This is a genomic window from Chryseobacterium sp. Leaf180 (assembly GCF_001424585.1).
GTDB lineage: Bacteria > Bacteroidota > Bacteroidia > Flavobacteriales > Weeksellaceae > Chryseobacterium.
This window is the reverse complement of the sequence record NZ_LMPJ01000001.1, coordinates 1,186,616-1,200,787: the sequence shown is the minus strand read 5'-3', so window position 1 is coordinate 1,200,787 and position 14,172 is coordinate 1,186,616. Positions and strand designations below refer to the sequence as shown.

Below are 14,172 nucleotides of genomic sequence, written 5' to 3'. Positions count from 1 at the left end.
TATTGCTAACTCATACGCTGACAAAGCGGTGCCACATACCGGAAGAATTGTTTTAGTTTTATTATATTTGAATAAATCAATACGTACATGTTTCTTACCGAATGCCCAAGAGATGCGATGCAGGGTTGGAATGAGTTTATTCCGACCGCGAAAAAGATAGACTACATTAATTCTTTGATGGATGTGGGATTTGATGTACTCGATTGCGTGAGTTTTGTGTCTCCAAAAGCGATTCCGCAAATGGCCGACAGCGCGGAAGTTGTGGAGCATATCGACAAATCCCGTTCTCAAACCAAAGTTTCTGCCATTATTGCAAACTTTCGCGGTGCCGAAAAAGCTTTAAAACACGACCAGGTTGACATCCTGGGTTTTCCTTTTTCGATATCTGAAACATTTCAGCACCGGAATACGAATAAAAGCCGCGAAGATGCATTTCAGGATATTCTTAAAATTCTTGAATTAGCACAGTCTCAGGATAAAGTTTTAAATATTTATTTTTCAATGGCTTTCGGCAATCCGTATGGTGAAAACTGGTCCTGGCAGGAAGTTGATCACTGGGCGGCACGCTTTTCGGAAATCGGTGTGAAAAATATTCTGCTTTCTGACACAACCGGCGTGGCGACTGCAGACATCATCAGCGAATTGTTTGAAAAAATTCCTTCTAAATATCCGCATATTGATTATGGAGCACATTTCCACAACCGTTACGAAGATTCTTATCTGAAATTAAAAGCAGCTTACGACAAGGGCTGCAGACGGTTTGATTCTGCCATAAAAGGAATTGGCGGCTGCCCGATGGCCAAAGATGATCTTGTCGGAAATATGCCGACTGAGCAGGTGATCAACTTTATGAGCGTGGAAAAAGCTCCGCACAAACTCAATCTACTCAACTTCGAAAGCGCCTATAACAAGGCGAAAGATATTTTTCATTTTTGAGACACCGTCTCTCTTCTAATTTTAATCTAAAAAATTATGACTTCAAAAATAACGTACACAGGCGACTTGAGATGCTCCGCAGAACATTTACAGTCGGGAACCATCATTGAAAGCGATGCGCCGACAGACAATCACGGGAAGGGAGAAAAGTTTTCGCCAACCGATTTGTGCGCCACTTCTCTCGCAGAATGTGCGCTGACAACCGTTGCCATTCTCGGGAAAGAGCACAACATCAATATCGATGGCGCAAGCTGCACTTTACAGAAAATTATGAAGGGCGAACCACGCAGAATAGGTGAAATTGTCTGCAACTTTACTTTTTCCGCTGATTTTACAGAAAAGGAACGCGCATTTATTGAAGAAACTGCTCACAACTGTCCGGTTGCCAAAAGTCTTCATCCGGAACTTGTGCAAACCATGATTTTCATTTATCAGTAAATAAAAAAACCGCAGATGATCTCTGCGGTTTTTTTATTTGAAAGATTGTCTTAAAGCATTCCCAGTTCAAAACGCGCTTCTTCGCTCATCATATCTTTGTTCCAGCTTGGCTCAAAAGTAAGTTCAAGATCAACTTCGCGTACATTTTCAACTTCTTTTACTTTGTCTTTTACCTCCTGCGGAAGCGTTTCTGCAACGGGGCAATTCGGCGTTGTGAGCGTCATGATGATCTTCACATCGGCTTCTTCCGAAATCTGCACGTCGTAGATAAGACCAAGCTCATAGATATCCACCGGAATTTCCGGGTCGTATACGGTTTTCAGTTTTCTGATAATTTCTTCTCCTATATCGGCAATCTGATCGTCTGTAAAATTCATTTTTTATATTTAATTAAACTTCCGGCGCGGTGATAAAACTGCTTCAGTCGGTATTTTCACTTCTCTGCAAAAGATCTTCCTGCCGCATTCTCCGGAAAATGTTTGCCAAAGTTAAGACATCTTTTTCACAATAGGCGACAATCCGCTGCAAGTCTTTTTCTATGTGGTAAATTGATGAAACCATACTGCCGTCGATGTCGTCTTTTGGTGTAGGAATTCCGAAAACATGCGCAAGTAATTCGAGCGAAATAAAACTTTTGTAGTCACCGAATTTCCACAGTTCCATCGTATCGATATGCGGAATTTCCCAAGGCTTTTTCCCAAACATCTGAAAAGGTTTTGGCGGCTGCATTCCGTTGATGAGAAACCGTCTGGCAATCCACGGGAAATCAAATTCTTTGCCGTTGTGTGCGCAGAGAATTACGTCACGGAGCCTCTGGCTGTTAAAAATCTCACCAAACTCACGCAGCATTTTCACCTCGTCATCACCGGCAAAACTTCTTATTTTCAGCATACTCTGGTGGTCGATCATAGCGATGGTGATGCAGATGATCTTGCCGAATTCTGCCATAATTCCTGCGCGGTCGTAAAACTCTTTCGAACTGATCTCATCTTTCCGCTGATGCCTTGTTTTTTTGTCCCAAAGTTCTTTTTCGGTTTCAGGAACTTCACTCCAGTCGCCGTGTTGCGGAACTGTTTCAATATCGAAAAACAAAACTTTTTCTATCGGAATATGCTGTATCATTTTTAGCAGTTAGTTAACTGCTAATTTATAAATTTATTTGATTTTCATCTTTGTCTGAAATGCATTTGCATTTATATCCGGAATATCTTTTAAATCCTGCCCATCCATACTGATTAGAATATAATCAATACCAAAATTTTCTTTTAAGCGTTTTAATGTATTAATATACTGTTTGGCAAAAATCCACATTTTTCTTGTGTACAGCATGACAGAAACGGTTTTATCTTCGGGAAACTGAAAAGTCCTGCCATTTTCCAAATTTTTTAAAACCAGAACACTGTAATCTATATTCGGTTCTTTTTTCAGATTATATTCAATGACATCATTGGTAATATCATCCAGACCACAAGATGAGTTCAAACCGTTTACATCCTTATTGTCAGGTATTTTCAAACTGTCTATCACGGCAGTTTTTTTACCTTTTACAAAAGTTATCACCGAAGGATGAATCTGATTCTTAAAAGCTGTATCAGTTTTTGATGTGATGTAAAAGAATTTATCTTTATCAACTTTCGAAGATTTTGAAACTTTATTAAGATATTTTGAAACTTCTTTTAATCGCGCAACTTGAGCGTTGAGAGTTGACAGTGAGATAAAAATCATCATTAATCCCAAAATTCCGGAAAGCCATTTTTTATTCTTAATTCAATATTTAAAATTAAATTAACCTAAACGGCGGCCATTTTCAACAGGAAGCGTCGTCGTAATCAAGGTTATCTCTGTCTCATCTTTACCGTAAAGTCCCAAAACCAGACATTCGCTGAAGAAATTGGCAATCTGTTTCACGGGAAAATTGACAACTGCCAGAATCTGCATTCCTACTAAATCTTCTTTGCGGTGCAACTTCGTGATTCGTGCAGAAGATTTCTTAATTCCAAGACCACCAAAATCTATCGTCAGCTGGTACGCCGGATTTTTCGCTTTCGGAAAATCTTCTGCCGAAAGGACCGTTCCGCTGCGGATATCCAGCTTTTCAAAATCCTGCCACGTGATTTCAGGTTTCATATCACTTTCCATCTGTTGCTTATTATGTAAATTTTTTTTAAAAATAATCAATAAATCTCTGATAAAAGACCAACGCAATGCGATTTTTTATAAATTTACTGTAAACACTCAATATGCTGATAAAAATCTACGGAAGTGCCATTTTTGGAGTTTCTGCGCAAACAATAACCATTGAAGTCAATATCGATACAGGCGGCGTCGGCTATCATCTGGTTGGGCTTGCGGATAACGCCATTAAGGAAAGCAGTTACCGCATTTCTGCTGCCCTGAAAAATGTCGGCTACAAAATCCCCGGGAAGAAAATTACGATCAATATGGCACCTGCCGATCTGCGGAAAGAAGGCGCAGCCTACGATCTCAGCATTGCGATGGGAATTCTGATCGCTTCGGATCAGATTGTTGCGGATAACGTGCAGGACTATATCATTATGGGCGAACTTTCGCTTGACGGAAGTCTGCAGCCGATAAAAGGGGTTTTGCCGATTGCCATTCAGGCGCGCGAAGAAGGTTTTAAAGGCATTATTTTACCGATACAAAATACACGGGAAGCTGCGATCGTTAATAATCTGGACGTGTACGGTGTAGAAAATATTAAAGAAGTGATCGACTTTTTTAATGAAGGAAAACCGCTTGAGAAAGTGGTTTTAGATACAAGAAAAGAATTTCAGGACAAAATAAACCAGTTCCCATTCGATTTTTCTGAGGTGAAAGGTCAGGAAACCGCGAAACGCGCTATGGAAGTTGCTGCTGCCGGCGGGCACAACATCATTCTCATCGGGCCGCCCGGAAGCGGGAAAACCATGCTTGCCAAAAGAGTTCCGAGCATTCTGCCGCCACTTACCTTAAAGGAAGCTTTAGAAACTACAAAAATACATTCCGTTGCCGGGAAAATGGGAACTGAAACTTCGCTGATGACGGTTCGGCCTTTCAGAAGTCCGCACCATACAATTTCGGATGTCGCGCTTGTCGGTGGCGGAAGTTATCCCCAGCCCGGAGAAATTTCACTCGCTCACAACGGTGTTTTGTTTCTCGATGAAATGCCTGAGTTTAAACGAACCGTTTTGGAAGTCATGCGGCAGCCGTTGGAAGACCGCGAAGTGACAATTTCACGCGCGCGGTTTACGGTAAATTATCCTTCAAGCTTTATGCTGGTTGCTTCGATGAACCCAAGTCCGAGCGGGTATTTCCCTGACGATCCGAACAATACGTCTTCGGCTTTTGAGATGCAGCGCTATATGAGCAAGCTTTCCGGGCCGCTCCTGGATAGAATTGATATTCACGTGGAAGTTCAGAAAGTAGAATTCGAGCAACTGGCGGAAAAAAGAAAGGGCGAAAAAAGTGAGGATATCAGAAAACGGGTTTTGGTTGCCCGCGAGATTCAGAATGAACGGTATAAAGATTTAAAAATCAGCTATAACGCCCAGATCGGACCGAAGGAAACTGAAGCTTTTTGCGAACTTGACACCGCTTCTTTTAACCTCATCAAAATGGCGATGGAAAAACTAAATCTTTCCGCCAGAGCCTACGACCGTATTCTGAAAGTCGCCCGAACGATTGCTGATCTCGAAGAATCTGAAAATATTCTTTCGCATCATATTTCGGAAGCGATACAGTACAGAAGTCTGGACCGGGAGTTTTGGAACGTGTAGGTTGATTTACCGCTGTTGGTTGTTGGCTGATAATAATTGAATCAAATGCATACTATGAATGGTCAATGATCAATGATTAAAAAAGGAAATGTGGCTGATGAAATTGACTGGCAACGGCAAACAAAAAACCGCAGAACGAATATTCTGCGGTTTCTCTTACTATTTCAGAAAAATTACTTTTTCTTTTTTGCAGGCGTTGCCTCTTTTATTTTAGATTTTCCAGTATCTGCAGGTGTATTGGTGTCTTTTACCAGCTGAAGTTCATCTACGATTCTTCTCGCTCCGGCAAATTTATCAATCGTCCACAGTACAAAACGGATGTCTACGCTGATGGTTTTCTGCCATTTGTCTTCAAAAACAATGTCACCGCTCAGTGCCTCGCTGTTTCCGTCAAATGCAATACCGATCAGGTTTCCGTCACCGTCAATCACCGGAGAACCTGAGTTTCCTCCTGTAATATCGTTGTTTGAAAGGAAGTTTACCGGCATATATCCGTCTTTATCTGCGTACATTCCGTAATCTTTGGCATTGTGAAGCGCCATCACACGCGAAGGAAGATCAAACTCCTCGTCGCCTGCTTTGTACTTCCCAACAAGACCGTCCATCGTTGTATAATAGTTGTCTTTTTCAGAAATTCCGAAATAGTTTCTGTCATCTCTTACCGGCAAAGTATCGATTTGTCCGTAAGTAAGTCTCATCGTACTGTTTGCATCCGGATAGAATTTTTTCTCAGGCATTGATTTCATTAAACCTGCCAAAAACAGACGGTTATTCTTCGCGAAATTGTTGTCTACATTCACAAATCGTTCATTCTGATATTTCTGGTCTGCCATAATTCCGTTGGCCAGTTTCACCATTGGATCTGCATCGAGTTTCAGAATATCAGGATTCAGAATAAAATTCGTTACCGCGGTTTTATTGGCGAAAATTGAAGAAAAAGCAAGGTTTGAAAGTGTTTTTACATCCAAAGCCATCAAGGTTTTAGAAGCTACATCGGCAGGAACTTTCTGCTGATACATGCTCACCATTGAAGTAAGCATTTCCCCTTCCAACGCCGGATTGAAGTTTTCGTAAATATTTTTTACCGCTTCTTCCAGTTTTGGTTTCATCGCGATTCTTCCCTGCATATCCTGTTTTGCATAGGTTTTAATCAAGCTTCCCAACTGTAAAGCAACCGTGATGTACTTTGTGTTACGCGAAAGAATAGACATATAATTTCTCTCCACATTACGGTCAGAAACCTGCATGTAGTAGTTTCTGATACTTTCAAGAACGCCGTCATACTCGGCAATACCGCTTTCTTCGGCCCATTTGGCAAAAACTTTTTCAAGCTCGCGCTTATCGGTAATGGTTCCGTTTTTCTCTACAGCATCGATGGTTCCCTGTCTGTTTTTCCAGTAATTGGCAACACCTGCATATTGAGATGCGTACCCCAGCTGAGTCGCTTTGTCTTTATCCATATACTTCTTCATCACATCCATCGCCAGTTTAGAAGCCGCTACCCAAGCCGGGTAATCTTTGCTTACCATCTGCTCAATTCCGTATGACGTAAGGTAACGGTTGGTTCTTCCCGGATATCCCAAAATCATTGAGAAGTCGCCAGGTTTGATTCCTTTTAAAGAAACCGGAAGATAATGTTTAGGCTTAAGCGGAACATTAGTCGCTGCGTATTCTGCAGGATTTCCTGCTGCATCAGCATAGACTCTGAAAACCGTGAAATCTGCTGTATGTCTCGGCCACTCCCAGTTATCGGTATCACCACCGAATTTACCTAAAGATGACGGCGGTGCGCCTACCAGTCTGATGTCTTTATAATCCTGATATACAAAATAATAAAACTCATTTCCGTTGAAGAAATCTCTTACTACCACTGTATATTTTCCGTTTTCTGAATTTTCTGTCTGAATGGCTTTGCTTTCTGCTTCGATCGCTGCTCTTCTTTCGTCGGCAGACATTTTGTCATTCAGCTTGGCATTGATTCTTTGGGTAGCGTCATCCATTCTTACTAAAAATCTTACATAAAGATCTTTCGCATTGAATTCGTCTTTCTCCTTCATCGCCCAGAAACCGTTTTTCAGGTAATCTTTAGCCGGTGTAGAAGCTGCCGCTACAGCACCGTAACCACAGTGGTGATTGGTAAAAATCAATCCGCGGTCTGATACGATCTCGCCGGTACAGAATCCGCCGAAGCTTACGATCGCATCTTTCAGACTTGAATTATTTACAGAATAAATCTCTTCCGGTGTAAGGCGCAGACCTTCTTTCTGCATATCGACACCGTTTAGTCTTTTGATGAGCATCAACAGCCACATTCCTTCATCTGCCCTCATCTGGACGAAGCCCAGTAAAAAAGTGAACAGTAAAAATATTCTTTTCATTGTATTAAAAAATTTTTGTGTGGCTAATTTAATACTTTTTGCGGGATCTCACGGATTAATTGGCACGAATTGTGGCGAGCCATCTCCATGAAAATCATCACTCTGCTGATCTTTGTACTTCTGATCACTGTTTTGCCGGCAAGCTGCATATCTGCTGTAAAAAACGAGCCGTTCATCCACCGCGAATGGTTATTGATCTCCTATAACGGGATTTCGCGGCACGATATCACTTCAAAACCGGCTCGTGTTGATCTTTCACAGAAAAGCGACGGAAAGACACAGCACGGAAACGCTGAAATAGGCTGCAGTCAACTGAATTTTAACTATCATTTCAGAGCTGATGGAAATATCAGATTCCGCTCGGTTTCCCATACCAAAACCGAATGCTCCAATAATTCTCAGGAAGATAAGCTGATAAAATCGCTTTCCGAAAGCAGAAAATTTACGCTGACGGGACATTATTTGTTGCTCACCGACGGCAGCGGACATCAGATTAAATTTATCGCGGCTGACTGGGATTAGCCACATACCACATTCACGCTCTATCCATACACTATCTACGCTTTATCTATGCTTTATCTACGGAGTATCTTTACCGTATTACGCTCCTCGATTATTTGATTAATTTTTTTTAAATATTATACACGGCCACAAATTATCACAGTAATTAATGCCAGGATTTTTAAATAGATATTAATCATAATTACTAAGATCAATTGATCAATCAGGCGGGCAGAAATCTTGATGATTAAATCTATTCTTCCGCACGAGTCGGGCTTCAAAATTGGTTGCTGAAAAATTAAAAGCAGAAAACTAAATAAGTTTTTTATTTTTAGCGTAAGATAAAGCCTCAGTGATATTACTTACATCCATTTTTTCAAACAATTTTCTGCGGTGAAATTTTACGGTATCAGGCGAGATAAAAATTTTGTCAGCAATTTCATTTATAGTTAAACCTCTTGCATAGAGAATCAATATTTGTATTTCTCTTTCAGATAATTTTACTTTTTCTGTTGTTTCCCATCGGTTATTTCCCAGGTTAAACTCTGCTATAGAGGTTGAATTTACTTTCGAGATTGTTATATTTCCGGAAGCGTCATTCGGGCTTAATGAAACTATACACATCGCTTTCCAGATTTTTCCTTCTTCGTTTAAAAAAAGTGGTGTCAGTTTATGATTGATTAAAATCGAGTTCTTCTTTTCGTTGATTATATGAAAATCGTATGAGATTGTATAATCCTTTCTCTCTTTCACAGGTAGATTATCAAAAAAATCAAACCCAACTTGATTAATTTTCAGAAGTAAATTCAAATCCTGTTCACCAACATGCTGAAAATAAAAGTCATATCCAAGTTCCTGCACCTGTTTTGATGACAACCCACACAGAAAAAGCGGATTATCTGAAACATATTCAAAATTTCTTTGATAATAGTCGATGATATAAACACTTTGATAGGTAAGCTTAGCGAATGTTCTTACTACTTCCAGATAATTTTCGGTCTGTGCTATATCCTTATCCGTAATGTCTGCAATGGTATTTTTGTCTGAAAAGAAACTGTTAAATTTTTCCATCTGTATCAAATTACAACTACACTTTTGTGTAGTTTTTTAAATTTAATCAAATCTACGTAAAAAGGGAATTTGGACGTCAAACAGATGGGATATTTCTGAATCGCAATTAAATAAGAAGTTTTAATGAAGTAGAAATTCTATTGAAATTCAACAACTCACACCAATTACAGACAACACTTTCATCAGAATTTATATAGTAAATAATGATATGTTTCTTTCAATTTATTTTCTATTGGATATAGCGATGCTATAAAAAACTACCTTATAGTGTAACAAGTGTTACCCACCGCAATCATAGTTTTGTTGAATAATTAATACAAAAAATAATAACAAAACCAAAGATTCATGAAAAACTTTTTTCTACCCTTACTATTACTATCCACCTTTTGTTTTTCGCAGGATAAAATTTATGCCTCTGTTGGCGCTGGTGTGCTTGCACATAAAAAAATTTCAAACTTCAATCTTGATCTGGCTCTTGGTTATAAAATAAAGCAAAATTATTTTATTGAAGTAAACAATATATATTCGGAGCCCAATTCTGTCAGTTTGAATATTTCAAATGTCGCTTTTGGCTTAGAAAATAAATCAAATAAATTATTAAAAGTATCAGCTTTTTCAGGATTTGGAGTTGCCTTTTATGGGGGCAGTGCATCTTTCAATTTTCAATTAGGAGCCAATCTAGGAATACGGATTAGAAAAAACAGTTCCACAGGTTTCAAAATTTCTAATAATTTCAATAAAGATTTTACTTCTACAGCAATGAACGTTTACTACAGATACAATTTTTAAGAACAGTTTAAAAATTATATGAATAGCACTCTGATCACAATTTAATCTTTTTTTAATTTCAATACATCCTATAAAATGAAGAAAGCAATAATTATTTTTTTAATAGCAAACATTTTAAATGCTCAAGAAAAATATCCAGGCTACATTCAAGAACGTAATTCTGCAGATATTTCAAAAATTGATAAGCTGGTGGATAATCAATACGTTGAAGTTGTTATAAACGGGGATAAACAAAAATTTTTATTCGACACAGGAGCTTATTTCAGCAGTATTTTTCAATCTGACAATAATCACGGATTAGAGCTAATGGGAAAAATGAAAATCGGCTCAGCTTTCAATGAGAGTCTTGTAATAGATCGGCTAAGAGCTAAAACTTTTAATACATCAATAACTAAAACAGAATATAGAGTTTTAAATTCTGCACCGTCAATAAATGAATTAAATAAATGCGAAGTGAGCGCCTTAAAAGGGGTGCTGGGGTTAGAAACTTATTTCGACACAAAACTTCCTTTTCTATTAGACTATAAAAATCAGAATATTAAACTAATCGAAAATTTTGACAGAAAAAACTTTCCAGAATATTCTGAGGTTACTTCATCCTATAAGGGACTAATTGCAAAACTCATTTTCGTTGATTTGCTTGTAAATGGAAAAAAAGAACGCTTTCTTTTCGATTCAGGTGCTGATGTTTCAATAATGATGAAAGATATAAAGGAAGAGAAATACGATTCTATGATAGAATTTACATACTTCACATCAACCGGGCTTCAAAAAGCAAAACAACTAATAAAAAATAAAAATACTATACAGTTAAATAAGAATATTACTGTCTCAAGCGATATAATGTATTATGAAAATACACATTCTAATATACTTGGAATACAATTTATCAAAAACTTTAATTGGATTATTGACAAAAAAAATAGAAAAGTTTACGTCAAACAAAATACCAAAGAAAATATAAGTAATAGCGCACGTTTCAAAAATATCAATTACCTGGCTGTAAATCAAGGTGGAAAATTAATAGTAAATCTTTCAACTTTTAAAGACAATAAAAATGCTTTTAAAGTGGGTGATGAAATCTTAAAGGTCAATAATCAATCTATTACGCCTCAGAATATTTGTGAAATGCAATCTTTATTAAATTCCACAAAGGATTGGTCAAATTTAAAGATTGAAACAAATATTAACAACTTAAAACCAACTTTACGTACAGATAAAATTACAGTTTCTGTCATGGAAGATGGGCATCTCATTGAATAAATTCGTCACCATAACCCGTTGCTTATGTTTTGTACACTCACTATAGGCCGTAATGCAAACTTCAAAATGCTTCTATCCATTTAATACAAGAGATAATTTAAATAATTTCTTAACCTTAAATATTTATACAATGAAACACATCATCAGTCTTCTGGCCATTCACGCCTCCGCGGTAAGCTTTACTCATTATTATAATGAAATCTGGGATCTTCCGTCTGTTGTCAGTCTCGGCAGTCTTGTTGCCAGCTCGGGATATCTCATCACCAGTATGATTTACTTCAGATCGTAAGGTGTGAGAATGTAAGCTTTGAGCAGCCTTTGCATGGATTTAGATGAGATCGTAATCCGATCAATGCGTGCACCAGGCTGCTGTGCTTACAAAAAACATCACATACTAAATCTTAAAAAATTCACCATTTAAGGTATTTAATATTTCAGATAATACCTTTACATTTGCCAAAAAATAACCTATGACCCCAAAACAAAACTTCTATCTCAATCCGACTCGCACGCAGTACAACCTCATGCTGATTCTGTACGGTGCTGCGATTCTGATGCTCACGGCCAGCATGACCAATATTTTTGAAGGTGCCTTTATCAACCGCGAATTTGAGATTCACCTTAATCCACTTATCATGTTGCTTATCGCTTCTTCCACCGGAGCCATTCTGAGTATTTCGAGAAATTACAGACAGAAAAAAGGTGACCAAACTACAAAACCGGTACATTGGATGCAAAATCCCTCAACTTCGCAATGGCTCTTATTTTCAATTATTTATCTGATTTCGTTTGCTGCATTTATTCTCAGTATTACCAATCTCATTGAAGAAGATTTTACATTCAGAAATTTCCATGTGCAAAACAACCTAGTGTACTCATTTATCTGGTTTTTTGCGACCGTTGCCGTGATCCGCATCAACATCAATTACTTCAGAACACGGAAAAATATTTCTTAAACGCCACCCTGAAAATATCAGAAATTATGATTCCCGCGCAATTACTTACCTCGAAAATTTTTCTTTACAGCGGTCTGTGTATCCTTCCCTTGGGCATTCTTTCAGTGCTTCTCGGTATGACCAATTTTTATAAGGAAAACTTCGCCTTCGAAAACATAGAATTTACATTCCGCCGGACAAATCTTTTTCTGATGTTGCTTTTTACGCTTCAGATCTTTCATGTTTCAACTCTTCTGAAAAAAAAGAATACAGAGAAAGTCTCCTAAGAAAGAAACTGTTATTACTAAACAGACCGCAATGAATCTTCTTAAACTGTACACCTCCAGACTTATCTGTACACTACACTCCTACTGTACACGCTCGGTTTAGCGTACCTATTGCTGGCATCCACCCACTTTTTTGATGATGATTTTCAACTCAGGAATTTTGCATTTCATTATCACTGGCTGAATCTATTTTTGATTCTTTTGCTATCTGTAAATATTTACCGAAACGTGATGCTTTTGAAAAAGAAAAAACAGGAAACCAACTCCCATTTAAACTAACATTTATTACATTATGCCATACAAAAAACTCCTGATCATGACGCCCATCTTTATGCTGGTGCTGTTTTTATTCAATTTCTTTCTGCCTTCGGAAGGAGACACCATCACGAAAAACATTCTCCGAAGTGTCTTTTCCGGACTGTTTTATTTCGTGATGTTTTATTTCCTGACGCGTAAAAAAACCGTTAAAACCCACCAGAATGAAAGATAAATTACCCATCATTATTCCGGTTGCTGTCATCGCGATCGCCCTGTTCAGATTTTTCGATTCTTCAGTTTTTGCAATGCTCCATACAGAAGATGATACTGAAACCAGAGAATTTGTCATCAAATCGATCTGCTGGGGAATTTTTTTCGGCGGTCTTATCGCAGGTCTTATTGTGCAGTTGGGTAAATTCATGAAAAACTCAAACAGCCCTTCCTAATCATACAGATCATCATGTAAATATTTTATACAAAAGTACTTATGAAAAACCTTACTGTAAAACTGGAAGAAAGGAAATGGTTTACAAGTATCTGTTTTGGATGATCATGTTTCAGATGAAATGATTATTGCCACAATATATTATCACATGTACACTTCCAGAAGCAAACTGCTTACTTTACTTTATACATAAAAAGATCAAAGCCAAACAACAGCCACGCCATCACCGCGTGGCTTTTTTTATCAACCGGTCTCAGAAAACCGTCTCCGTTTAATTATTTTTTTATCGTATCTCACCTTTAAGCGCATTATGGTACAGAAATTTCTTTTGAAAAAGTGCTATGAAAATTCATACCGGTTTATCCCTTAAAGACCATCAGTACTATAAAACGGAGCATCCGAAAAAGATTATTGTGCTGCACCACACCGTATCCGGAGAAAGCGTAGAAGGCGATGTAAACTGGTGGAGCAGTACGCCGGAACGCGTGGCTACCGCTTTTATCATTGACCGTGAAACCGGAATTTATCAGCTTTTTAATGAGAAATACTGGGCCAATCACCTTGGTATTTCGGCACAAACACTCAAAACCTTTGGCTCGGAGGTGACCAATAAGCGACTCAATGAAATTTCTATTGGCATAGAGATCGACAGCTGGGGCGGACTCATCCAAAAGAATGGCCGTTGGTTTTCGGTAACGGGAAAAGAAATTCCTCTGAAAAATGTACAGCTGTACCCAAAAGGTTACCGCGGATTTTTCGGCTTTGAAAAATACACTCCCAAACAGATTGCAAACCTCCACGAGCTGCTTCTGCACCTTTCCGCTAAATGGAACATCGCACTCAACTATCACGAAAATATATTTGAAGCCAACGCACAGGCGCTGAAAGGAACCTGGGGTGTATGGTCTCACGTTTCCTACCGACCCGACAAAAGCGACTGCCACCCGCAGCCGGAACTGATTGCCATGCTGAAATCGCTGTTGGTGAAAACATAAGCTTTCATCTTGTGGTTACTTTGCCTTTTATAAATCTGTCAAGACAGTAATTTCACCTGTTTAATTTTATATTTAGGTCAAAAGTTAATCTACCGCAGTC

General features: G+C 38.4%; 17 protein-coding genes. 11 read left to right on the top strand and 6 right to left on the bottom strand.

All coding sequences use genetic code 11. From position 1 onward, the window contains the following. Window positions 1–87 precede the first annotated feature (87 nt). Window positions 88–936 (top strand): hydroxymethylglutaryl-CoA lyase, encoded by an 849-nt coding sequence (locus tag ASG01_RS05635; protein ID WP_055861122.1) that lies wholly within the window; start codon window positions 88–90, stop codon window positions 934–936. Between the two features lie 36 nt (window positions 937–972). Then, entirely contained in the window at window positions 973–1,374 is a 402-nt protein-coding gene (locus ASG01_RS05630; RefSeq protein ID WP_055861119.1) for an OsmC family protein, read from the top strand. Between the two features lie 50 nt (window positions 1,375–1,424). Here ASG01_RS05630 and ASG01_RS05625 read toward each other — a convergent pair whose 3' ends face one another. Genes ASG01_RS05625 through ASG01_RS05610 form a run of 4 tightly spaced genes read right to left on the bottom strand, consistent with a single transcriptional unit; the run spans window position 1,425 to window position 3,513 of the window. Next, on the bottom strand, window positions 1,425–1,751 hold the full coding sequence (locus ASG01_RS05625) for an SUF system Fe-S cluster assembly protein (protein ID WP_055861116.1): 327 nt from the start codon (window positions 1,749–1,751) through the stop codon (window positions 1,425–1,427). Window positions 1,752–1,794: 43 nt separating this feature from the next. Continuing rightward, a complete protein-coding gene (locus tag ASG01_RS05620) occupies window positions 1,795–2,496 on the bottom strand; it encodes a 3'-5' exonuclease (protein WP_055861114.1) in 702 nt (233 codons plus the stop codon). Window positions 2,497–2,529: 33 nt separating this feature from the next. Then, window positions 2,530–3,102 (bottom strand): hypothetical protein, encoded by a 573-nt coding sequence (locus ASG01_RS05615; RefSeq protein WP_055861111.1) that lies wholly within the window; start codon window positions 3,100–3,102, stop codon window positions 2,530–2,532. A 57-nt stretch (window positions 3,103–3,159) separates the two neighbouring features. Continuing rightward, window positions 3,160–3,513 (bottom strand): tRNA-binding protein, encoded by a 354-nt coding sequence (locus tag ASG01_RS05610; RefSeq protein ID WP_055861110.1) that lies wholly within the window; start codon window positions 3,511–3,513, stop codon window positions 3,160–3,162. 101 nt (window positions 3,514–3,614) lie between these two features. On the opposite strand from ASG01_RS05610, the gene ASG01_RS05605 reads away from it, so the two are divergent. Continuing rightward, window positions 3,615–5,150 (top strand): YifB family Mg chelatase-like AAA ATPase, encoded by a 1,536-nt coding sequence (locus ASG01_RS05605; protein ID WP_055861107.1) that lies wholly within the window; start codon window positions 3,615–3,617, stop codon window positions 5,148–5,150. 173 nt (window positions 5,151–5,323) lie between these two features. Here ASG01_RS05605 and ASG01_RS05600 read toward each other — a convergent pair whose 3' ends face one another. Beyond that, window positions 5,324–7,528 carry a S46 family peptidase gene (locus tag ASG01_RS05600; RefSeq protein WP_055861103.1) on the bottom strand — a complete coding sequence of 735 codons (2,205 nt, stop codon included), beginning with the start codon at window positions 7,526–7,528 and terminating at the stop codon, window positions 5,324–5,326. Between the two features lie 87 nt (window positions 7,529–7,615). Here ASG01_RS05600 and ASG01_RS05595 point away from each other — a divergent pair, with 87 nt between their 5' ends. Next, complete coding sequence (locus ASG01_RS05595) at window positions 7,616–8,050, top strand: META domain-containing protein (RefSeq protein ID WP_131725324.1); 435 nt, start codon at window positions 7,616–7,618, stop codon at window positions 8,048–8,050. Window positions 8,051–8,341: 291 nt separating this feature from the next. On the opposite strand, the gene ASG01_RS05590 is transcribed toward ASG01_RS05595, so the two are convergent. Further along, window positions 8,342–9,100 (bottom strand): response regulator transcription factor, encoded by a 759-nt coding sequence (locus ASG01_RS05590; RefSeq protein ID WP_055861096.1) that lies wholly within the window; start codon window positions 9,098–9,100, stop codon window positions 8,342–8,344. 345 nt (window positions 9,101–9,445) lie between these two features. Here ASG01_RS05590 and ASG01_RS05585 point away from each other — a divergent pair, with 345 nt between their 5' ends. The 7 genes from ASG01_RS05585 to ASG01_RS05550 all read left to right on the top strand — a co-directional run bounded on the left by ASG01_RS05585 (window position 9,446) and on the right by ASG01_RS05550 (window position 14,072). After that, window positions 9,446–9,889: a hypothetical protein gene (locus ASG01_RS05585; protein WP_131725323.1), complete on the top strand. Its 444-nt coding sequence runs from the start codon at window positions 9,446–9,448 to the stop codon at window positions 9,887–9,889. A gap of 75 nt (window positions 9,890–9,964) precedes the next feature. Then, window positions 9,965–11,152, top strand: coding sequence for a hypothetical protein (locus ASG01_RS05580; RefSeq protein ID WP_055861090.1), 1,188 nt, complete (start codon window positions 9,965–9,967; stop codon window positions 11,150–11,152). Between the two features lie 130 nt (window positions 11,153–11,282). Next, window positions 11,283–11,441 (top strand): hypothetical protein, encoded by a 159-nt coding sequence (locus tag ASG01_RS15970; protein ID WP_157844175.1) that lies wholly within the window; start codon window positions 11,283–11,285, stop codon window positions 11,439–11,441. A 181-nt stretch (window positions 11,442–11,622) separates the two neighbouring features. Next, on the top strand, window positions 11,623–12,108 hold the full coding sequence (locus tag ASG01_RS05570) for a hypothetical protein (RefSeq protein ID WP_055861084.1): 486 nt from the start codon (window positions 11,623–11,625) through the stop codon (window positions 12,106–12,108). 582 nt (window positions 12,109–12,690) lie between these two features. Further along, window positions 12,691–12,864 carry a hypothetical protein gene (locus ASG01_RS15965; protein ID WP_157844174.1) on the top strand — a complete coding sequence of 58 codons (174 nt, stop codon included), beginning with the start codon at window positions 12,691–12,693 and terminating at the stop codon, window positions 12,862–12,864. Beyond that, complete coding sequence (locus ASG01_RS05555; protein ID WP_055861075.1) at window positions 12,854–13,078, top strand: hypothetical protein; 225 nt, start codon at window positions 12,854–12,856, stop codon at window positions 13,076–13,078. Before ASG01_RS15965 ends, ASG01_RS05555 begins: the two co-directional genes overlap by 11 nt. Before the next feature lie 340 nt (window positions 13,079–13,418). Beyond that, window positions 13,419–14,072, top strand: a complete 654-nt coding sequence (locus ASG01_RS05550) for an N-acetylmuramoyl-L-alanine amidase (RefSeq protein ID WP_055861071.1) — start codon at window positions 13,419–13,421, stop codon at window positions 14,070–14,072. The last annotated feature ends 100 nt before the right edge of the window (window positions 14,073–14,172 follow it).